Source organism: Pseudomonas sp. 24 E 13, assembly GCF_900004715.1.
Classification (GTDB): Bacteria; Pseudomonadota; Gammaproteobacteria; order Pseudomonadales; family Pseudomonadaceae; genus Aquipseudomonas; species Aquipseudomonas orientalis_A.
Genome location: NZ_CVTO01000156.1, coordinates 131,451 through 154,120, shown reverse-complemented (window position 1 = coordinate 154,120; position 22,670 = coordinate 131,451). Strand labels below are relative to the sequence as shown.

Here is a 22,670-nt window from a genome sequence, read left to right as displayed (position 1 = left end):
AGCGTTACTTCCGGGTGCGCTTCATCCCGGTAATACCGGAAAAGGACGACGACTTTGCCGTCACCGACGTCGAGCGTGACGCGTACAGAAAGGACTTGGCGGCCGGGGTCAACATCATGGCCGGCTACGGCACCGTGTTTTTCGTGCGACCCAAGGACACCCGCTTCGATACGAAGGTTGTCGAGACAGCCAGCCAGTACACCCTGCGCAATGCCGGAAACAGTGTGGTGGTGCTCGACGAATTCCGGGACTGTTCGGTGACGCAAAAAACCGACTGCGAAGCCACCACCAAGCACCACATCCTGCCGGGCCGTCAGTGGATGCTGGAGAAGAAACCCGGCCGTGAGTACCGCTTCCAGATGATTGAAGGCCGCGACAAAAAACCGATGACGGTCAACAGCAACGGGTGATGACAATGTTCAAGCAACTGACGGTATGGGCGGCGTTGATCGCAACGTTGTCCATCGGCGGGCAGGCACAGGCGTTTCAGGAGCGCCACAGTTTTGAGGTGTCGGTGACTATCCCTGTTCATGAGGCCTACGTGTTGCCCTCCGAACCCGACTGGATGGGGCAGGACCAGGTGCTGGCATGGGACCTGGCCACCTCCAGGCTCGGGCGCCTGCGCAAGAACTTCGACGTGAAGAACCTCAATGGCGGCGTGGCCGCGCGCCTGGGGGACACGCCCTATCTGGTGAGCGGCCGCGACCGTATTGATTTGCGCGTGCTGTTCAACCGGGTGCCCCTGACCCTGGACTCGACCCGGGTACTCAGCGCCGACGAGGCGGGCATGGGCCGGCGCGTCGAGCTGGAGATTGCTCCAATCGAGCCCGAGGGGGGCTACCAGGGCGGGGCCTACTACGGCACGGTGCACCTGATGTTTGATTTTCTGGCACCCTGACCGTTCGGTTCCATCAAGCGCGGTTCTTGCGTGGGCCTGCCCGGTTCAGCGCTTCGCGGGTCAGGTCTCGCAGCCACTGATTGTGACGGTATCCCAGCTCGTTCAGGGTTGTATCGTACTGCGCCGCACTCATCGGGTTGCCGGATAATACGCCGGCTTCATCCAGTTCCAGGGCCTGCGCCAGGTCGCGCAGTTTCGTCTGCAGGGCTTGCCGATCGGTCTGCGGCAGGTCCTGCGACTGAGCGTATTGCGCTTGCAGCGCCTGTAGTTCATCGAGCTGGAGGTACTTGCGGTCAAAGGCGGTGTCATTGTTCCATTTGGCGGTGGGGTGGTGCTGCTCAAGGTAACGCTCCCAACCTTTGTCCAGCAGCATCTGATTGACCAGGCCGTCACCTTCTTCGAGCCTTTCGACCGCCGCGGCGACCTTGTCGATCTGTGCGGGGGTCACGTCAGCCAGTGTGCGGTAAGTCATATGCGACGAGAGCCAGGGCAGGTCCAGTCGGTCCGCCAGGCTGCTGCGATAGGCCAGATGAATGCCCGCTTCGTCGACCTCGCCATGCTCGCCGTCGATGACTTGCGACCATAGCCGTTGCCCCAGCCCGCCCTGGTCTTTGGGTTTGAGGCGGTGGGCGATATCTTCGCCGATGGCTTTGCCCATATACGCGTCGCGCGCGGCGCCGCGGGCCAGCACCACCAGCCTGCCTTCAAGTTCCTCTGGTGATGTGCTGGTGCGATGGGCTTCACTGGCAAGCACTTCGACCCCCAGCTTCTGAAAGATCAACGCGCCCGCGTCGGGGCACAGTCCGGGGTAGCGGGTATCCTTGAACACGCGTTCGCGCAGGTCGCTGTCGGTTTCGACCGCCCGCAGCAGGCGCCACACCCGCTGGCTCAATTCCGGCCGATTGCTCTGGTAGGCCAGGCGGTCCTCCTCGGCTTGAAACTCATCGGGTTCCTCAAGCGATCCGATCACTTCAAACAGGCCCTGGGAGCCCGGTTCCTTTTCAATCTCCTCCCACAGTTGCCGATGGCGCTCGCGCTCTGCCGGCTTGATGCAGGTCAGCCAGGGTTCGCTCTGGCCTTTGGGCGCATAGGTGCGCAGCGCGTCCAACCCCACTGACTCGCGGTATTCGGCGAGCAAGTCCTGAAAGTCCGAGGTGAGCCTGCTTTGGTCCAGCCGTGTGCGGGCGATGATGTCGGCATCATCCGAGCCTGGGGCGACATGGGGCAACCGGGTGATCGGGTTCTCGCTCAGGTCCAGTTGGAATCCGCGCGCGCGGGATTGGCCGATGAGCCCGGCGGGCCAGTCGTTTATCTGTGTATCGCGCAGGTTCAGCAGGGTCAGGGCCGGCATCTGGCGGATGTCCGGTGCCTGCCCCAGCGGGTTACCGGCCATTTCAAGCTGTTTGAGGCGCTTGAGCCGGGCGAGTGTCGACATGGCCGCCTCATCCAGCACGATGGCATTTCCTTCCAGGTACAAACGGCGCAGGCGTTTGAGCTTGCCGAGGGTCTCAGGCAGCCTGGTGAGTGTGTTGCGACTCAGGTCGAGGTCGCGCAGATGCGGGAAATTGTCGAGAAAGGCGGCATGGCTATCGGAAAATTCACAACCGCGCAGGTCCAGGTCGCTGATGTGGTTCAGTGGCACATTGAGGGTGGGCAGTTCGTCGGGTAGAGGGGTATTGAACAAGTCCAGGGCGATACCGCCACGGTGTTCGAAGCTGTCGTCCAGATGCACCGTCAGGCCGTTGCTCCAGCCGTCATAGAGGCGGGTCGCGACTTCCGCTCGACGCTTGCGCACTTGCGCCTCCAGCAGGGTGCTTTCCCAGCGCGTCGGACTTTTTATATAGGTATCGAGCTGATGGAACAGCTGCTGTTTTTGCGATTCCATCTGCGTCAGCGTTTGCTCGCCTTCGGCTGTGCCCAGCGTGATAGACAGGCGTCGAACGCTGTCTTTGCTCATTGCGGGAAGTAACAGCTTGATGCGCTCTTCAATGGTTTTGGGCTGCATGTCATAGCTGTCGACGCGGGACATTTTGCACGAGGCACCGCCGCCCAGCAGCACTTCGGTCTCGGGCGCAGGTCGCCTGCTCACGGTGGGGTCGGCCAGGGCCAGGCGCCGCTCGGCGGGCGTCTGATTGCGTTCGATCACCCATTGGCGCAGTTGCTCACCTTCGCCGACGGCGAAGAGAGGCGCGCGTTGCGGGTCCTGTGCCAGGGTCCAGAGCAGGGACTCGTACAAAGTGGCGGCAGCGGTCAGCGGCTTGGCATCGGCGTCGAACACCACATAGTGCCCGTCCGTGCTGCGCACCAGGGTGCGGGTCTGGAGCGCATTGGCATCGCCGACGCTGCAGCGCAAAGGGCCGCTGGGGCTGCCGTTGCGCAGGTCGACTTTCAGGTTGGCGAACGCATCGCTGTGCAGACGCAAGGTGTTGAGCACCAACCGTTCGCTTTGCACCGAGGGTTGATGATGCGGGTAGAGCCCTTCGACAGCGCGGCTGGCCTGGCTGTCGACGTCCAGCTCGCGTGCCAGGCTTTTGAGACGCAAGGGCAGGCGCTGCTCGTGCGTCATCACCGTGGACTCTTCTGGCCAGGCCTGCCTGAGCAGCGCGTTGGCGCAGCTCAGCGGCAGCTCGGGAACGTTCTGGCGCAGCAGGGCAACGTGCGGGTCGCTGCTGACTTGGCCCAGTTGATAATGGCTGTTGGCGATATGACCGCCAAAGCCGTCGACGTAGTCCGCCAGTCGATTGCGCAACGCCTGCACCTGTTCGGCCGGGGGCAAGCTGTCGCCCAGTAACGCAGTGATCTGTTGTTCGTCGAAAAAACCCAGCACGCGCTCCGGCAGCCTGGCAGCCATCACGTCGGCCAGGCTGATGGTCAAGGTATCCGCCGACGCGGCGTCGGCATTCCCGTATTTACGCGACTCGCCGCTCAGGTCGCTGTTGTGAAACACCTCCAGGGCTTTGTCTGGCGGCCAGCCGGGAAGCTCTGTGACGGCCTGTTCGAACCAATAGGTATATGGCTCGAGCGTTTGGCCTGTGCGCATCCTGCGGGCTGACTCTTCGGCAAACCGGCCTGCTTGAAAGCGTTCAAGGCTGTCGGCCAACAGCGGTGCGGAGGGTCGGTTGCGCACGTACATGTGGCGCAGATGGTCCGGCTCGCTGCCACTGATGACCCGGATCTGTTCGAGCTGCTCGGTACTCAGCGCCTGGGTGGCAGGACTGATCCGGCGCATCAGCGTGTGATCGTCCCAACTGCGGGGTTGTTCACCTTCATGCACCCAGGCACCGCTGCCATTGAAGCGTATCTTCGGTTGATAGGCGTGTGGCCGGCGGGGATGCACGATGCGCTGGTGAGGCAGGTGTGGGTCGCGTTCGATCTGATAGTGGTTGTCTGCGTGTGCCAGCCAGTGTTTTTGAGCATGCTGATATAAGCCTTGTGCGTCAGGCAGGGTGCCTTTGGGCAGGCTGATGCTCTGCTGGTACGGCGAAAGGTCCGGGTTCCACAAGCGTTTTTCGCCGCCGGCCAGTTCCACCGGGTGCAACCCTTCGACGAAGGGCGACGGCGTGAGTGCAAGCGTCTGGCCTACCGTGCCGGCCGCCGCCCAAACCCCCAGTTGCACCACCGCCTGCGCCACCTCCATGGCATGAGCAATCGCTTGCAGCCCGTCACCCTGTGCCCAGTCAACGATGCCTTCGAATACCTCGTTGGCCACCTGGTAGGCGGTGTAGGCGAGCATCAACTCCCCCAGGAACGGTACGAATGGCGTGACCACCAGTAACGCGGCATTAAGGATGTCCGAGAGCATCTTGCCCAGGTTGTCCCACCAGGCCCAGCGGGCCATCAGGTCTGCATAGGCGGTGGTGATGGCAATTTCCCGGGTATCGTTGACGATCTTGTTGAGTTTGACCCGGTACAGGTAATGCCACAGCGTATCGGGTTCGGAATGGCCGGCCGGAGGGCGGTTCTGGTAATCGTCAAAGATGTTTTGCACGCTGAAGTGCAACTGCGGCGTGTCAACCGGGATGGTTTGCCAGCTGGGGCCGCTGTCGGTGCGTTTCTTCTGATGCCATTGCACCTTGAACAGGCGGTTTTGCAGCTCGGAGAAAAAATAGCCGCGTTGTTTATGGTCCACAAATTGACTGAAGAATTGCCGGTAGGTGGCTTTGGAAAGTGCCTGGCCTTTTTCATCGAGGGTCGTGGTGCTGTCGCGCAGTTGGCGTGTCAGTTCGTTCATGAACTCGACCGGCGAGGCGTACTCCTTCAACGGGTGCTCGGGGTCTTCGGGGATGAAGGCCAGCAAGCGCTCGATGTGTTTGTCGCGACCTTGTGGCGCGGCAATCAGCACAATACCGCTCAGTTGGGCATCCAGCAGGCTCAGGTTGTAGTACTGCACCGCAATGCCACCCAGGGCCGGGGCCGGCTTGCCCTCGGCGATATCCAAGAGCAATTGCCGGGCATCGTCTTGGATATGCCCTTGCGACAGGGCGATACAGGCGGCGTTTTTCAGCGCCGCCTTATCGCAGGCAATCACCCTGCGGCGTAATTTATCGGCCTGCACCTGATTGTTGAACCCCAAAACTTTCAATAATCGCGTCTGGTATTGCAGGCCGATATTCAGGCTGCGGCACAGGTCTTTGAAGCCCAGTGCGGTCAAGGCCTGGCCGTTGATGCGCGAGGTGAGCTGGAGAATGTTCTGCTGGCCTTGAGCGTCCGCCCTGGACAAGAACGCAAAGTCGGCAAATTGCTCGCCGGCAGAAAAATTATGCAGGGCTGCGTCCAGTAACGATACGGTCCGGCTGGTCACGCCTTTGCGCACGCCAATGGCCCACCAGCTGTTTTTAGCGGGGGCATAAAGACGAATAAAGGTGTTTTTTACATCAATGTTGCCGTATTCACGTAAGGCTTTTTTGAGCAGGGGTTCAGCGAATGTATAAACGTCTTTTAGGTATTTGAATGTTTCGTCCACCGTGTTCCGGGCTGTCCAATGCTCGGCCATGGCCTCTGTCGAAGCCGTGTTCAGGGGCCTGTCGATAGACGTGATTCGTGTGTAGACGCAGGGGCTCGCGGCCTGCACCGCGCGAACGCGGGCCAGCGTTGTCGAGCTGAGCCAAGCGGGGAGTGCACGCTTGATCAAGTCAAAGTGAATACCCGTTTCTGCATGGCGTGCAGCGTGTTGATAAGGAGACTCCAATAGCATGGTCAGGTTGCCTTTTTAAGGAACAGTCAAGGGCTGCCCGGCACTTGGGCCGGGCAGGAATAAACGTGAAAAGTTGACAGTGAGTGGTGCTTCAGCCGACAGGCGTCGGCTAGCGATCAGAAGGCAGGCAACGTCCCCTTCACCTGTCGCAGTGGCTCGCTTGGCTGGGCCGCCCTGGAGGCAGGTGACAGTTTCACCTCTGTCTTAAGCTGCGCCGCCAGGTTTTCCAAGGTCATATAGGACCTGCCTCGCAACTGCGGCCAACGCTCGACAAAAAATTCCCCGGTATCGTTAATTTGAATGGGGGTGGACACAATCGCTCCGCTCTCGGAACGGTGGAGCACATTGGCGTGGGTGGCTGAAGGCTGCTCGATCAGGAACTCGTTGATGTTCCTGAGCCATGCGCGGTCCGGCACCGCCTTGGGAAACGGCATGGGCTTACCGGCAATACCGACGTGCAACGTGAAGTCACTGCGCAGGGTTTTTGTTCCGGGGGAGCCAATCTGACCTTCGACGAGCTCCCATCCGCCCCGCTGCAGCGGCAATGCCTGGGTGGGGTGAACATCGCGTATCTTCAAGCTGACCCCATCCTGCAATTGCGCAAGGCCCGGGACACCCAGGTGCAGGTCACAGTGGGCATCCCCGATGAGCGCGACCCATCGATGCGGGCCCTGTGCCAGTTGGTCAGCCTTGATCACCTCATTGGCGAAATAGCTGAACAGGTTCATGCGGGCCTTGTCCCCGTACATGCGCTTGACGTGATAGCTGGCTGTGCAGTCGAGCGCCCGCACCCGAATGCCTGCCTTGTTCGCGGCTTTGACCACATTGGTGTAAGTGTCGGGCCCGGTATAACCGCGCATATGGCCGGCATCCTGCGCGCTCAGGTAGCGTTTGAGGTTTTTCGGCATTTCGCTGATGCGCAAGAAATCCTCCAGCTCGGCCTGATGCAGATCGGTGAGCAGGTGCTCCAGGTACAAGGTCTCCACGCCCTCCTGCTTCAACAGCTTCATGTGTTTGATCAGGAACCGTTTGCTGTAGGTATCAAGATGGGACTCGCCGATAACCAGTCCCCGTATCTTTTTAAACAACTGCGTGATGAACGCCTCCTCGCTGGTCGCCGTGGCAAGGTCGGCGAAATCCGGGCGTGGCATTGGCGTGTAGGCGGCCAACGCCTGTTTGGCGGTTTCATCCAGGCGACTGCGTGTTTGCTTGAACGCCTGGTGCGCCGGATGGTACGGGTCTCCCGTTCGAGGCCCGTAGATGGGGTCAAAGCTGTCATGCCTATGCACCATCTCGTCCAGGTCCGGTTTGAACGACGCGGGCAGATCAAACTCATGGTAATGAGACGGTGATGGGGGGCCCGGTACCGCTCTTGAGGGGCCGGCCGTCGGCAAGGTTTGGGCGGTGGTGGCCATCGTCAGCCGGTAATCACCGCGCGACAGCGCGGCGGCGGATGTATCAGGCAGGAGGCCCACTGCCTGGCCAGGGGTAGCATCATCCACACGCAAGGCGATGACATTCTGCAAGTCAGCCAGGCCCGGCACCTCGTCGGTACTGCCTATGCGACTGTGATCTACCAGGGCGATCCAGCCATCATCGGGATCGTTTTGCGCGATGGCTTTGTGGGAATAGAAATTTCTGAGCTGGCTGTTGCGCGGGATAAACCGCTCTTTGTCAGACAGCTCCAGCGCGTGTTCCAGATGATAAGAACTCGAGGCGTCCACACCGTCGATCGCGACCTTGTGCCTGTGGGCTTCGAGCATCAGTTTACGGAAGGTAAACGGCGCGTCCGCGCCCCAGCCCAAACTCGCATCGACGCGCGCCAAGTGGTCCTCGACCTGTTTCAAGGCGTGCGCAAGGTTGCCCTTGGTTTCGCCATTGATGATTTTGAGTTTGGTGCGGAAAACATCGGCCGGCAGGTTTTCGATGTGCAAGCGCTTGAGTCCTTGCGCTGCCAGGGCCGGCAGGTTTTCGATCAGTAACTGCTTGCTGGCAACGCTGGTGTTGGAAGCGCCAATGATCAGCCGCTTCTTGAGTGGGAACAGGCCGGCCAGTACGGTAGACGGGCTGGAATCGGCTGCCAGTACCGGCAACCCGCTACGGTCCGGGCGTGCTGGAGGCGAGGCGTAAAGTGCCTGCGTATCTTCAGTCAGGTGTTTCACCTGATTGCGATAGCTGTCACGTAGAGGCTTCAAATCCAGATAGGCCCCTTCACGTGCGCCCTGGGCAATGGTGTCATCCGGATGGCTGGTGATGTTGCGCACATACTCAAGGTTGAGCGCTGATCTGAAGTACTTGCCTTGCTCGGGTGCAATCTCATAGCGCGCCAGGGGCTGGTCCGCTTCCTCCTCGAGCAGCGTATAGGTCTTTCTGCGGCCGCCTCCCGCAACCCCGGAGCGAACCCAATGGCCATCGGCGTTCTGGTTGACCAGGCGTGCAGTCGATTGCATTTGCCCGGTGACGGGGTCATGGCGAAACAGCAGATATCGCCCCAGAGGATCCGGTGTGTTTTTGACCCAGAACTGATGGGTATCAAACATCACGGGTTTCATGCCGGCAGCAATACCGGGGTCGATATCGTTGATCAGCGTGGACGGCGTCAGCGCTTTGGTCACCGGTCTGATCGACAGTGTGTTGAAGGGGCCTTTAAGGGCCTGGCGAACGTCGAACAACACAGCACCGCCCACATTGGCCAGGTAGCCGATGTAGTGTCTCAAGGCGCCGGCCATGTCGCCCTGCTGGTAGGCACTGATGGCGAGCATCGCGTCCTTGAACGCCAACAAGCCACCCAGGCCCAGGCTCAACACGGGGAATGGAATGGTGGCGAGGGTGGTGACCAGTTCGACGCACGTCCAGACAATCCCCATGATCATCTCTGTGCGATTGACCGTGGTGGCAGTCACATCGTCTATTTTTCGTTGCAGCACCCTGTTGTAGACATCGTTGCGCAGGTCGGTCAGGGTGGTGTCAGGCGTTGTCCTGTCATAGCGCGCCAGGCTGGGGGTGGTGCGGTCAATCGTTTCGGGCAGTCCATCGCGGGCAGTCGTCAGGAACGTGGTGATCCGCGCCTGGGATTGGACCGGCACCCGACCGTGCAGGTAAGCCGACACACCGTTGACTTTTTTCAGCCAGTAGTTGAACAGCTTCGCCTCACGAAAGCCGATGCCGTCGGGTGCGTTGGGGGTGTAGAGCAACACCGGGTTGTTTGCATGGCTGAACAGGTAGTTGCCCATTACCCAATCGCCGTCAATCGTCAGGCGGTGTACCTGATAAGTGGAGCGAGTCGCAGCCGCCGTGTCGCCAAGGCTGTCGATGGCTCGCTCCAGCCAGGTCAGGTCGAGCCGGGCGATATGGCCACGCAGGCAGCAGTCGAGCGCCGCGTATTTCATCTGCAGTTGTGTGATCGCCAGCGTGGCGTCGCGCCGTCTGGCATATCCGGGGCTGTTCGCGCTTTGCAATTTGGCGCGCACTTCGTCGGTGTAGCGTCGACCGATCCAGACACCGGTCACCGACCTTGACACGTTCTGCGGGGTCAGGCGGCTCAGGTCGACGCCCGCCGGCCCGCTGAACGTGGCCGAGGTAGAGAATTTCGGATCGATGAAGCCGACGTTGTCCGTGTAACCGTCGCGGTACAGCCTCGTATAGGTAATGGGCTTCGGCTTGCCGCCCAGCAGTGGCCAGGGCGCCGACACGAACACGCTGTCAGGGTCGACATCATTCTGAGGACGGCCCAGCAGCGTGTTCAGGCTGAGTGTGGCCTTGGCGTGCAGATAGGCATCGAAGGTGATGAAGTTGGCGTGCGAATCGGGCATGGCGTCATAGGTGCTCAAGGCACCTGCGGCATCGTCGGCAAGGCGGGTCAAACGGGTTCGGTCTGGCGGCTGGGCCGAGCGATACCAGAGCGGGGTGCTGTAGTCGTAATCGTCCTGCGCTGCGCTTTGCGAATGCACGACCATGGCGTCCAGGCATACCGTGTGCGAGCACACAGGGCCGAATGTCACCTCTTCGTGTTCCCTTGCGTCGGGCTTGAAGCCCAGACCTGCCAGGAACGTGCCCATCTTCGGCCGAAATCGCAGCGGGCATTGCTCCAACAGGTAGTCGCGCAGGGTGCGCCCCTCTGACCGGGTGTGGTCATCAGCCCAACTGATGATATGCGCCTGGCATTCGCGCTCGGTGGCGAATGCCTGGAACTGTCGCTCGCGCGGCGAGTTCGGGGTGCACAGCAACAAGCGCCGGACTTGGCCGGTGGCGTCCACCTCGCGCAATAGCCACAGGTCTTTGAGTTGCGCGCCGTGCAACAGCACGGTGCGTGCGCACAGGAGCGGGTTGGTACCGGCGCGCAAGGTGTCGAACAAGGCATGGTCCGCGTGGCTCAGGTCGCCTCGCAAGCGGGCGATAAAGGCCAGCAGCACCAGGCGATGATCAAACAGGTCGCGAGTCGCCTGTCTGAAGCGGGTTTCGGTCTGCATTTGTTTTTGCAGCGCGGCGAAGTCCAGGCGCGGTTGCAGGCCGGATTCGCGGAGTATCTCGAGCAGGCTCTGCGCATTCAGCACGGCATGCTCGCCTTGCAGTGCCGCCCCCGCGTACGTCAGGGTGGTGTTGGTCAAAAAATCAGAGCCGGGCAGCTCGTCGCCCGCATGCAGCCCGTCATGGCTTAATTGCGCCAGACTGCGCGTTTGCTCATAGGTGCCGACATGGGCGACATGGCGTCGGGTGGTGATGTTCAGGTGGAGCGGGTTCAGGTCGTGGATTTCCAGCGCTTCGTCCAGGTACTCGGTCAGCTGGAAATGCGCCAGCGCCTGAGGCGAAGCGGCAGGCCCCAGCAGCTCGATATAGGTCGCCCGGGCCTGATTGTAATCCTGCAGGCAACGACTCAGGGTTTGCTGGTCCGTCGCAGCCGCGTGGCGATACCAGTCCGGCAGGCCGTTGTACACGCTGCGCTCCAGCAGTCGTTGGCGCCTGAACGCCAGGCGTGAGGACAAATCCGGCAGTGCGGCCTTCACCGCGTCGTCCAGTGCTGACTGGAGCTGTGTTGCCTCGTGCAGCGGGTTTTCGACCAGGCTCAATGCCCATTCGATGTCCTGGCTGCGCTTGTCGATGATCGCGTTGTAGGTATGTTCGAACAAGGGCTCGCCGCTGATGGGCAGCAATTGCAGTGGCCAGATATCGTCGACGTCCAGCGCCTGATAACGCACCGGCAGGTGTTGGCAGAACTCCTCGTGGCCTGCCGGCAACGCTAGCGTCGGCTTGAGTCGCTGGTCGAGTTGCGCCAGCGAATCGAAGGACTCCAGGCCTCGGTTTGGGGTGAACAACAGCACCTGGCCGAGGTCCTCTCCCGAGGTCAGGTTATCCACAACCGGGCTGGATTTGCGCGTAAGCACAAAGGCCCCGGCAAACTCCACGGTTTTGTCCTGGTAGCTGAAGTTGAGCGAGTACATCCCCGGCCGATAATCCGCGCCCCGGGAGCAGTCTTCAACCATGCGTTGTTCTGCCGGGGCCAGCAGGTAATCGCGCACATCAAGCCTGGCCTGCTGCTCCAGCGCGCCAAGACCCGCCGTCTGGGCGAGATAGCTCTTGCGGCCCAGACCATTGACGGTGCTGGCTTCGTCAAGGCCCAGCAGGTGTGTGTTCAGGTCGGTTTTGAGCTGGGCGAGCAGTGTTTTTCCGGCGGCTTGGGTGAGGTCCGCCTGCGTCAATGCCCCAAACAAACTGCGTGACCTCTCCAGCAGGACGTTGTTGGCGCTGATCAGGGTGGTATTGAGCTTTTCCAGCGCAAGCAGTTCAGGGGGTAACACGGCAGGCTGCCGGGTTTGAGTGCGCAACTGCGGGTCGATTTCAAGCAGCTGGGTGTGTATTTCTTGAAGCTTGGGTGAGGGCGAAGGGGGCGTCGGTGTGCTCATTGGCACTGTCCTCATGCTGATGGAATGATCCATCAGCATGCGGCGAGGGCGAGTGAGCGCGGCGGTAACTATTGAAGGTGCGGGTCAGGGTTCAAGCGGCCAGGCCCGCGTTGTACCCACTCACGACGCGCGGTTGCGGCGCCCCGTGTCACGGGCGAGGGCCTGACGTGTCAGTTGGCGTAAGCATTCCTTTTCCTTGTATCCCAGATCGTTGAGCAGCCCGTTGTACACGTCATCGGACATGGGCGCGTCGGCAAATACCACACTGTCCGGGAGTTGGAGCGCTTCGCCCAGAGTGCGCAATGTGTCGCGCAGGACGGCTTTTTGTGCCGATGTCAGGGTGTCAGATCGCGCCCACTGTGCCTGCGCGGTCTGCAAGTCATCGAGTTGCAGGAAGCGTGTGGAGTACAGCTGTTCATTGTCGCGGTAGGCCTGATCGTGGCTGTCGCGCAGGTACTGTTCCCAATAGGGCTCCAGCAACATTTGATTGACGAGCCCGTCGCCTTCGCCCAGCGCCAGCACCCGGGTGTAGGCCTGGTTGATCTGCTCCTCGCTGACGTTGGCCGTTGTGCGGTACAGCATGTGGTTGGATATCCAGGGCAAATCCAGCCTGGTCGCCAGGTCGGTCTGGTAGGCAAGGTGCACGTCCACTTCGTCGACCTCTCCGGGCACGCCATCGCGCATGTCGGACCTGAACCGTTGGCCCAGCCCGCCTTCGGCCACCGGTCTTACGCGTTGGGCAATGTCTTCGCCCACCACCTTGCCCAACAGCTTGAGGCGGGCGCCGCCCTTGGCCAGGGTGACGAGTTTGTCTTCGCATTCGGCGGCGTCTTGTGAGTAACGCAAGGCTTCGCTGGCCATGACCTCGATCCCCATCTCATTGAAAATCTGCGCGCCGGCGTCGGCGCACAGGCCAGGGAAACCGGACATCTTGAACAGGCGTTCGCGCAACGGGGTGTCTTCATGGGCGGCGCGTACCAGCCGCCAGAGCCTTTGCGTCATGGCCCGGCGATTGTCTTCATAGCGCAGGCGGTCCTCGGCCTGTTCAACAAACTCGGGAGGCTCAAGGTAGCGGATCACTTCGAAAAAGCCCTGGGAGCCGTTTTCCCGTTCGACCGCGTTCCACACCTGCTCGGCGATGGGGCGGGTTTGCGCGTCAGCCTCCAGCAGCCAGGGGCCGCTGTTGCCTATGGGTTCATAGGTGCGGTTGGGGTCCAGTCCGGCGGCGGTCCGGTAGTGTTCGTAGTGGGTAAGCGCCTGGGCCGTCAGGGCGTTTCGGTCCAGGCGCGTGCGGGCAATCACCCGGGCGTTGGGTGTACCGGCGGTGGCATCCGGTAGCGCGTCGATGGGGTTGGCGCGCAGATCGAGCACAAAATCGTCGGCGAGAGGGTGAGCAAACAGTCCGCCCGGCCACTGGGTGATTGCCGTGCGGCTCAAGCCCAAGTGGCGCAGGTTAGGCATCAGGCTGATATCGGGTGTGAGCACCAGCGGGTTGTTGCTCAGGTCGAGGTGTTCCAGGCGGCGGACTTTTCTCAGGGTACGTACATCGTCGGGGCTGAGCGTCAGGTCATTGCTGCTCAAGTCGAGGTCTTTAAGCCAGCGCATGTGCGCCAGCGCCGGCGGAACATCGATGAGTCTGTTGGCGTGCAGGTCCAGGCTGCGCAGGGTGGGGAAGTGCCTGAGGAAGTCACTGTGCGGCGGGCCAAATTCGGTGTTGCTCAGGTTCAGGGCGGTCGTATGTTCGAAGTTGGCCGTCAGCCGAGGCAGTGGCGACGGCAACGTCCAGTCGTGCAGATCCAGGCGGGCACCGCTTTGAACATGGCCGTAGGCATCGGTGTGTTCTGCAAATCGGTCGCCCCAGCAGCGTTCGACGGCAACGCCCAGGTGCGTTCTCCTGGCCCGTTCCGCACGATCCTCCCGACTGCCTCGGGCATGCTGGGTCGGGCTGGCTTTCCAGGCGTGCAGCTCGACGTGCAAGCGTTGTTTTTCTTCGGTCAGCTCATTGAGCAGACCGCGCATTTGTCGAGGCGGAACGCTGTCGATAAACAGTTCCATGCGCTGTTGATTGAGTGTGGGAAACAGCAGTTGCAAGGTTTGCCGGGCATGGTCAGCGGAGGTCTCGGCGGGGGGCTCGGCGCAGCGGCCTACACCGGCGCCGCCCAGCAGTTGCACGGTTTGCCGGTCGGCCCGGCGGTAGGTCGGTGGCTCGGCCAGCACCGCACGCCGTTCGGCCAGTGATGCCAGCCGGTCCATCAGCCATTGTTTGAAGGGCGCGCCCTGGCCGGGGTGGTAGCCCAGCGCCAGGGCTTTATCGGCGGGCAATGCGCCAAGGATCGCCTCATACAGGTCTGAGTGGGAGGACAGCCGCATGCCGGCTTCATCGAACAGGTCATAGCCACGCGCGCTTGGCACCAGCATCCGCCGAGTTGTCGCTTCGACAGGGCCGGCCTCACAACGCAAGGACCCGGTGGGCGTCTGTTCGCGGACTTGAATGCGCAGGTCGGCAAAGCTGTCGCTGTGCACCTTGAGGGTGTTCAGGGCCATCCGCTCGGTGGCGACCGGTAAGGGCGGCGCGGCATAAAACCCTTCGAAGGCCTGCACCGATTGCGCGGCCACATCCAGTTCACGGGCCTGGTTATGCAGGCGCAAGGGCAGGCGTTGCGCGGCCATGGTGAGGTGTTCCTGGCCGCTGGCGGTGCCGAGCAGGCGCGTCTGCAGGGCCATATCCAGGTGGGGGAAGGCGTGGCGCAACAGCAAGTGCTCCGGGTCGTCGGTCATTTCCCACACCTGGCGGTACACGTTGTCGGCGAAATCCCGGCGCCAGCGCAACACGTGATCGGCCAGTTGATCGCGCAGGTGCTGCACCCGTTGCGCTTGGGCGATGTCGCCGCCCAGCAGTTGGTGGGTCGCCGCTTCATCAAGAAAACCCAGGACATGTTCGGGCAGTTGACCTGACATCATTTGCGCGAAACTGAGGGGCAAGGTATCTGCCGACGCAGCATGCGGGTTGCCCACCTTGATGCTGCGTCCGGACAAGTCAGGGTTGAGGAACACTTCGATGGCTTTATCAGCGGGCCAGCCGTCCAGCTCGGTGACCGTCTGTATGAACCAGTCTGATGAAGGGTCCGACGCCAGCGGCCGGCCGCTGCGAATTTTTTCGCTGGCGATGGCCGGATAAGCCTGCGCTTCAAAGCGCCTGAGGGTGCCCGCCAACAGTGGCGGCATGGGCTCATGGTACAGGTGCATGGCGCGCAGCGCGGCCTCTTCGGTGCCGCTGGCCTGGCGCATCTGTGCCAGTTGCCGATCGGTGAACCCTTCGACCCGATGCCCGAGGCGACGCATGAGGGTGGTGCTGTCCCAGGTCTGCGGCTGCTCCCCTTCGTGCAATACCGCGCCGTCGCCGTTGAAAAATACCTGCGGGCGATAGGCATCCGCGCGTGTCGGGTGGCTGATCCGATGCTCGCCGGTATCCGCGTCGGGGAGCACCTCATAGTGTTCGCCGTGCAGTGCCAGCAGGTGCTTGCCTTGATGCTCATGCAGGCCCGACGGCGACGGCAGCGCGTCGGCAGGCAGGCCATGCTCCTGTCGCGCGTAGGGGCGCAGGTCAGGGTTCCATAATTTGACTCCACCATTGGGCATTCGCACCGGGTGCAGGCCGTCGACAAAGGAGGAAGGCGCGAGTGGGAGGATTTCACCGAGTTTTCCTGCGCCGGCAAAGAGCGCCGCCTGGATCAGGTTCTGCGCCACCCCGAGCAGGTGCTGCGCAGCCTCCGTGCGCTGGCCCTGGGACCAGTCGACAATGCCTTCGAACACCTCATCGAGCACTTGATAGGCGGTGTAGGCCAGCATCAGTTCTCCCAACAGGGGCACAAAGGGTGTGATCAGCAACAGGCCGGCATTGAGCAGGTCCGACAGCGCCTGCTGCAAGTTATCCCACCAGGCCCACCGGGCCAGGTGGTCGACGTAGGCGGTGGACACCGCCATGTCCCTGGCGTCATTGACGACCTTGTTCAGGTGGACACGGTAGAGGTATCGCCACAGATTATCGGTGCCCGGGTCGTCCGCGCGGTTTTGATAATCCTCGGTGATGTTTTGCAGGCGAAATTGCAGGTTGGGCCGGTCGACCTCTGCGCTCAGTCGCGCACTGAGCTGCGCGAAAAACCGGCCGCGCAGTTGATGAGGCACGAACTGGCTGAAAAAACGCGGGTAGGTGCCAGTGGTTTGCGCGGGGCCGCCCTTCAACTGGCGGGTCAGTTCTCGGACGAATGCAGTGGGGGCGGGGTATTCCTTGACGGGGTGTTCAGGGTCTCCCGGTACATACGCAATGACCCGGCCATTGGCCGGTTGTGTCATGAACAGCAGGATGCCGGTCAGTTGGCAGTCCAGCAGGCTCAGGTTGTAACTGTTGATCGGCAGGCCATCGAGCCTCACGTCGGCGCGTTGTTCGATCAAGCCCTGCACGGCCGTCAATGCATCGGCGCGCAGGTCGCCTTTGAGTTGCGCCAGATGGGCGGCGCTGTTGAGGGCGGCCTTGTGGGTGGTGATAGCCTCATCGCGCACCACGACCGCAACGGGCGGGTTGTCGAACCCAAGCCGCTGCCTGAGACGGGCCTGGTAACGAGCGCCGATGTCGAGGTTTCGGCAGATGTTCTTGAAGGTCTCTGCACCAAGGCGCACGCCCGTGCGGCGATGGGGGAAGTGCAGGATGTCCTGTTGCCCGCGCAGGTCTTGCGCGCTGAGAAAGGCGAAGTCGACAAAACGGTCGGTAGCGGAAAAATTACCCAGGGCAGCGTCCAGTAATGACAGGGTTTTGCTCTGTACGCCTTTTTTGACGTTGACAGTCCACCAGGCCAGGGCGGCGTCGGTATAGAGGCGCACAAAGGTGTTTTTAACGTCGATGTCGCCGTAGTCAGTGAACAATGCCGCTTTGAGCAACGGCTCGGCGAAGGTGTAGAGGTCGTTGATATTCCCCAGGCGTTTGTCCAGGGTGTTTTGCGCACGCCAATGCTCGGCGATGGCCTGCCTGAGGGGCAGGTGAGCCTGGGGGGTGGCATGCGCATAGGGTTGCGCAGTGGGCAACGCTGCGCCTTCAAGCGCGCTGATGCGCGCCGGGCTGGAGCCTGTCAGCCAGTCGGGCAGGGCGTTCCTTAGGTGTTCGATGTGGCGGCCCTGAAAACTGTCCGGCGTTGCAGGGGCGAGCAAAATGGGCATTTCTTTCAACCTGAATAGTCCTTTAAAAGACGTTCGAGTCTATTCAGCCGAATGCTTGAAAATAAGTTTGAAAAATCAAGGCAAGGCCCCGGGAAACCGGCGCTTCGGATCAATTAATCAAGAGTAATCAACAGCCGGTTACCGCCCTGGCAGGGCGTCATTGAGGCAGGCATGCGCTCCGGCTTTCGCCTTGCAGATAAGGCATCACTATCGGTGCCATGCCTTTGAGCACTTGCACCGGCAACGCCGAGGTGAACTTGAACCCCTGCGCCGAGCTGCCCGGTACGAATGCGGTGAGCGTGCCGAAATGGCGCTCGCCAATGTAGAACACAAACGTGGCGGTACGGTTGATCGCCTTGGAACTGAGGATGCGCCCGCCCGAACCGATGGCTTCGATGCGGTTATCGCCGGTGCCGGTCTTGCCGCCCATGGGCAGCGGTGTGCCGTCGGCCTGTTTGAAACTGCCGGCGACGCGTTTTGCGGTGCCGGCGTCCACCACTTGGGATAACGCTCCGCGCAAGGCGGTCGCCACTTCAGAGGGCATCACTCGTCGCGCCCGGCCGGGGTCGTTGATCACGCGCGTGTCATACGGTGTGCCGGCGGCAAAGTGCAGGCTGTCGATGCGCAATACAGGCAGGCGCACGCCGTCGTTGAGGATGATGCCCATCAACTCGGCCAGGGCGGCGGGGCGGTCGCCGGAGCTGCCGATGGCGGTCGCCAGGGACGGCACCAGATGATCGAAGGGATAACCCACGGCCTTCCAGCGCTGATGGATCTCCAGGAACGCTTCGATCTCCAGCATGGTGCGGATACGGCTGTCGCGCGCACTCTGGTGACGGCTCTTGAACAGCCAACTGTAGACCTCCTGGCGCTCGAACTGGCTGGCCTTGACGATTTCGCTGAACGTCGCCTGCGGGTGGTTGATCAGGTAGCCAAGCAACCACAGGTCCAGCGGGTGCACTTTGGCGATATAGCCCTGGTCGGGCAGGTCGTAGGCGCCGGGGCCGTAGCTGTCGTAGAGCGCGTCGAGGCGCTTGTCGGTCAGCGTCTGCTGGGCCTTGGTGCCGGCCAGGCGGGCGCGTACGAAACTGTTGAAGCTGTCACGGCTGGCCTCGGGCAGCAGATAACGGTGCACCGCAGCCAGGCGGATCGCCGTGGGATGCAGGCTGTCGAGAAAGGTTTCCAGGCGCGCCTGGGTGTCTTTCTTCTGGTATTTCTTCCAGAACTTGAGCAGGAACGTGGTGCCTTCACGGTCGGCAAATTGCGCCAGGTATTCCTGGCGACGGGGCTCGTTGTCGTCCTTGAGCAGTTGCGCGCTGTTGTCGGCGCCGGTGTAGGTGGTGTAGCGCACCAGATCGCGCATCAGGCGAATAAACGGCAGGTTGATCGACTCACGCAGGGCGTCGCGCAGGGTCGGGTTGCGGCCGTTGTCTTCGTTGCGAAAGTTGTGGAAACGGTGCAGGCCGCCGCCGGTGAAAAAGCGTTCGCCGGGGCTGGCGGAATAGGTGCGGTCAAGGGCGGCGTCGAGCATCTGCGCCAGGGGTTTGCCGGGATTTTGCAGCAGGTAGTCCACGGCCCAGCGACTGAGGCGGTCTTGTTCGGCGATCTGGACTTTTCTCAAGGCCGCGGGCGCGACGTTGACATAGCGCTCATGCAGCTCGGCGATGATTTGCAGGTAGGTGGTCAGCACTCGCAGCTTGGCGGTGGAGCCCAATTCCAGCTTGCTGCCCTCGTTGATGTCGAACGGTTGGTCGGTATTGTCGGTCTGCACGCGCACGCGGGCGCTGTCGGTAGTGCGCTCGAACAAGGTGAAGCTGTAGCGCACCTGCGGCGTGCTGGCAGGGGTGAGCAGGCGTTCGCCGAACAGCCCGATCTGTTGGGCGTAGGCGGGGTCCGCCAGGCGCTTGAGGTAGGCGGTGACCTGTTCCTGCAAATCGCCCTGCAGCGTGCTGGTGGCTGACAGGTCCAGGCGATCAAGGTCGTAGAGCGGGCGATCGAGCAGTGCGCCCAGGCGGCTGCGGGCCATGCCGATGCCTTTGTTGGCCTCGATTTTCTGCGTGGTCGGTTGCTGCTGCCAGTCGCGATAGCTGACCTGGCTGGCCAGCGCCGCTTTCAATAAACCAGGTTCCAGCAGCCCCTCCTGCGCCAGCAGCCGCAGGTGACTGTCGGTCAATTGCGCGAGCTCGTCGCGGCCCTTGCTCAGGTAATGCGAAGGACGGCGCTGGGCGATCATCAGCGACAGCACTTGGCGCAACGCCAGACCCCGTGACGCCAGACCGGCCGGGGTGTTCGTGGTGTCGGCCAGGGCCTGGTTGACCTGGGCGAAGTCTGCGCCGTACCACACCCGCAAGCCCTCGGCCATGCCGTGCACTTCACCGTGGCCCGGCACTGCCGACAGCGGCACGCTGTTGAGGTAGTCGCGCACTATATTTTGCCGGGCCGGCAGCGTGTCGGTACCGTGTTGATAGGCGCGCACGCTGGCCGACAGCATCTGACGCAGTTTTTCGCTGCTCGACAGGGTCAGGCCGTCCGGTGAATGACGGTACTTTTCCAACTGCGTCGCCAGGGTGCTGCCCCCTGCTGTCTGCCCCGGCAGGTGCAACTGGCGCGCCACCTGCGACCAGGCGGCCTTGGCAAAACGCGGCCAGTCCACCGCCGGGTTGGCCTGGGCCGGTTCGGGGTCGAGCAGCGCCCGGTTTTCGATGAACAACAGGCTGCGCACCATCAACGGCGGCACATCGCTGAACTGCGCGTAAAGCTGCGTCGGGTAGTTGAATTGGTACAACGGCGCGGCACGGCAATCGGTGATGTTCAGCCCGGCCTGGATTTTTTCTGCATAGGGGATAAACAGGCCGTGACCGCTGTAGTTCATCAATGCCGTGGAGAAACGCGCCTGAGACTGGATCACGTAGTTGCGCTTGAGCAAGCGCGGCAGGAATTCGCCCAGGGCGCTGTAGCCCAGGCGCCGATCGAACGGCCCGGCACCGGGATACACGATGGCATCGCTGGCACCGGGCTCCACGCGATAGGTCAAGTGTGACGCCCATTGGCTGAGCATGCGCGCCTGCCAGCGGGCGCTGTGCATCTCGCGTAACGCGGCGAACCCCAGGGCGGCCAGCGCCAGCAGCAGGATCAGCCAGAACAGTCGACGCCATGGCCGAGGCGGTCTGGATTTTTTCGGCAATGGGGCGGGTGACGGGCTGTCGGCTTCAGCCTGATGCGAGTCGGTCTGCCACAGTGCGCCCATAGTCGATTGATCCATTCCTACAGATTGATCGGACTTGTCTGAAGCGTAGACGCGAATTGTCTGATCTACGAAGTTTGTCGATGGGCCCGCATGCCACGGGTTTGTCCGAGGTGTCTGGACCCCGGCCCGTTATGCAATACTCTGCGCCGTTTTGCGCGCAGAAGGCCGTTCCAGACGCTTGGTGCTTGCTCCGTCCAAGCGCTTTTTCTCGGGGCATATCGCCAAATTTGCCTGTTTATAGAGTGAAATACCCTGGCGCGCGCTTTTTATACTGCATGCCCGCTGACCTGGCCGCTGACACATGCCAGGCGGGTTTGCCCACGAGGCAGGCCCGGTCAAGGCGGTGTGTTTGCCTACCTGCAGATACGCCGACGCTCGGTGGTCAAATCCAATAACAAAATGAGGTTGTATCCCTATGCCTGTCGGCAAACCCCTGCCCCCTGGCGAGACCGTCCAAGGCGGCCCGCTCAAACGCGAACTCGGTGAACGGCATATTCGCCTGATGGCGCTCGGCGCCTGCATCGGCGTCGGCCTGTTTCTCGGCTCGGCCAAGGCCATCGAAATGGCCGGCCCGGCGATCATGCTCTCGTACGTCATCGGTGGCCTGGCCATTCTGGTGATCATGCGCGCCCTCGGCGAAATGGCCGTGCACAATCCTGTGGCCGGTTCGTTCAGCCGTTATGCCCAGGATTATCTGGGCCCATTGGCGGGCTTTCTCACCGGGTGGAACTATTGGTTCCTGTGGCTGGTGACCTGCGTCGCGGAAATCACTGCCGTGGCGGTGTACATGGGCGTCTGGTTCCCCGACACACCGCGCTGGATCTGGGCCCTGGCGGCGCTGATCAGCATGGGCACCATCAACCTGATCGCGGTCAAGGCGTTCGGTGAGTTCGAGTTCTGGTTCGCATTGATCAAGATCGTCACCATCATTGCCATGGTGATCGGCGGCGTCGGCATTATTGCCTTCGGCTTCGGCAATGACGGCGTGGCGCTGGGCATTTCCAACCTGTGGGCCCATGGCGGCTTCATGCCCAACGGCGTACAGGGCGTCTTGATGTCGTTGCAGATGGTGATGTTCGCCTACCTGGGCGTGGAGATGATCGGCCTTACCGCCGGTGAAGCGCGCAACCCGCAGAAAACCATCCCCAGCGCCATCGGTTCGGTGTTCTGGCGCATCCTGCTGTTCTACGTGGGCGCGCTGTTCGTGATCCTGTCGATCTACCCGTGGAATGAAATCGGCACCCAGGGCAGCCCGTTCGTGATGACCTTTGAACGCCTGGGCATCAAGACCGCCGCGGGTATCATCAACTTCGTGGTGATTACCGCCGCGTTGTCATCCTGCAACGGCGGCATCTTCAGTACCGGGCGCATGCTCTACAGCCTGGCGCAGAATGGCCAGGCCCCGGCCGCGTTCGGCACCACATCCAGCAATGGCGTGCCACGCAAGGCGTTGCTGCTGTCGATTTTCGCCTTGCTGTTGGGCGTGCTGCTCAACTACCTGGTGCCCGACCAGGTGTTTGTCTGGGTGACCTCCATCGCCACCTTCGGCGCGATCTGGACCTGGCTGATGATCCTGCTGGCGCAGCTCAAATTCCGTAAGGGCCTGAGCCCTGCCGAGCGTGCCGGTCTGCAGTACCGCATGTGGCTGTACCCGGTCAGTTCCTACCTGGCGCTGGCGTTTTTGCTGTTGGTGGTGGGCTTGATGGCGTACTTCCCGGACACACGGGTGGCGTTGTATGTGGGGCCTGCGTTTCTGGTGCTGTTGACGGTGCTGTATTACGTGTTCAAGTTGCAGCCGACCAATGCGGCGGCGCGCTCCGCAGCCTGAACCCTTAGGCTGAACCGGAGCCGGGAAATAGGGGAGCAGGCTTGCCCTGATGCCGATCAGTTAACGCAGATCCCCTGTGGGAGGGGGCTTGCCCCCGATGGCGGCCTCAGGACCGACCAGGATTTTGGGTCGATCCTGGCCCAACTGTGGGAGGGGGCTTGCTCCCGATGGCGGCCTCAGAGCCGACCAGGATTTTGTGTCGATCCTGGCTCAAATGTGGGAGGGGGCTTGCTCCCGATGGCGACCTTAGAGCCGACCAGGATGTTGGTGTCGATCCCGGTCCAAATGTGGGAGGGGGCTTGCCCCCGATGACGGCCTCTGAGCCGATCAGGATGTTGGATCAGATCGCGTACATATCCGTTTCTGCGGTAACGGCCACTTAGGGTTCCGCC

The 22,670-nt window shown here is 61.8% G+C and carries 6 protein-coding genes and 1 pseudogene; 3 read left to right on the top strand and 4 right to left on the bottom strand.

Going from position 1 to position 22,670, the window contains the following annotated elements:
* Together BFP90_RS25120 and BFP90_RS25115 are read left to right on the top strand one after the other, a co-directional pair.
* Positions 1–410: pseudogene (locus tag BFP90_RS25120) on the top strand (molecular chaperone); the annotation flags it as partial.
* 5 nt (positions 411–415) lie between these two features.
* Positions 416–898, top strand: coding sequence for a CS1 type fimbrial major subunit (locus tag BFP90_RS25115; RefSeq protein ID WP_065898235.1), 483 nt, complete (start codon positions 416–418; stop codon positions 896–898).
* A 13-nt stretch (positions 899–911) separates the two neighbouring features.
* Here the strand turns inward: BFP90_RS25115 and BFP90_RS25110 are convergent, their stop codons facing one another.
* The 4 genes from BFP90_RS25110 to BFP90_RS25095 form a co-directional block, all read right to left on the bottom strand.
* Entirely contained in the window at positions 912–5,861 is a 4,950-nt protein-coding gene (locus BFP90_RS25110; RefSeq protein WP_256097514.1) for an NEL-type E3 ubiquitin ligase domain-containing protein, read from the bottom strand.
* A gap of 347 nt (positions 5,862–6,208) precedes the next feature.
* The gene (locus tag BFP90_RS25105) at positions 6,209–11,992 is read right to left on the bottom strand and encodes a membrane-targeted effector domain-containing toxin (protein WP_065898229.1); all 5,784 of its coding nucleotides are present in this window, start codon (positions 11,990–11,992) and stop codon (positions 6,209–6,211) included.
* A gap of 120 nt (positions 11,993–12,112) precedes the next feature.
* Complete coding sequence (locus BFP90_RS25100; protein ID WP_065898234.1) at positions 12,113–17,203, bottom strand: dermonecrotic toxin domain-containing protein; 5,091 nt, start codon at positions 17,201–17,203, stop codon at positions 12,113–12,115.
* A 157-nt stretch (positions 17,204–17,360) separates the two neighbouring features.
* On the bottom strand, positions 17,361–20,450 hold the full coding sequence (locus BFP90_RS25095; protein ID WP_065898228.1) for a transglycosylase domain-containing protein: 3,090 nt from the start codon (positions 20,448–20,450) through the stop codon (positions 17,361–17,363).
* 415 nt (positions 20,451–20,865) lie between these two features.
* On the opposite strand from BFP90_RS25095, the gene BFP90_RS25090 reads away from it, so the two are divergent.
* Positions 20,866–22,278: an amino acid permease gene (locus tag BFP90_RS25090; RefSeq protein ID WP_065898227.1), complete on the top strand. Its 1,413-nt coding sequence runs from the start codon at positions 20,866–20,868 to the stop codon at positions 22,276–22,278.
* Positions 22,279–22,670: the final 392 nt, after the last annotated feature.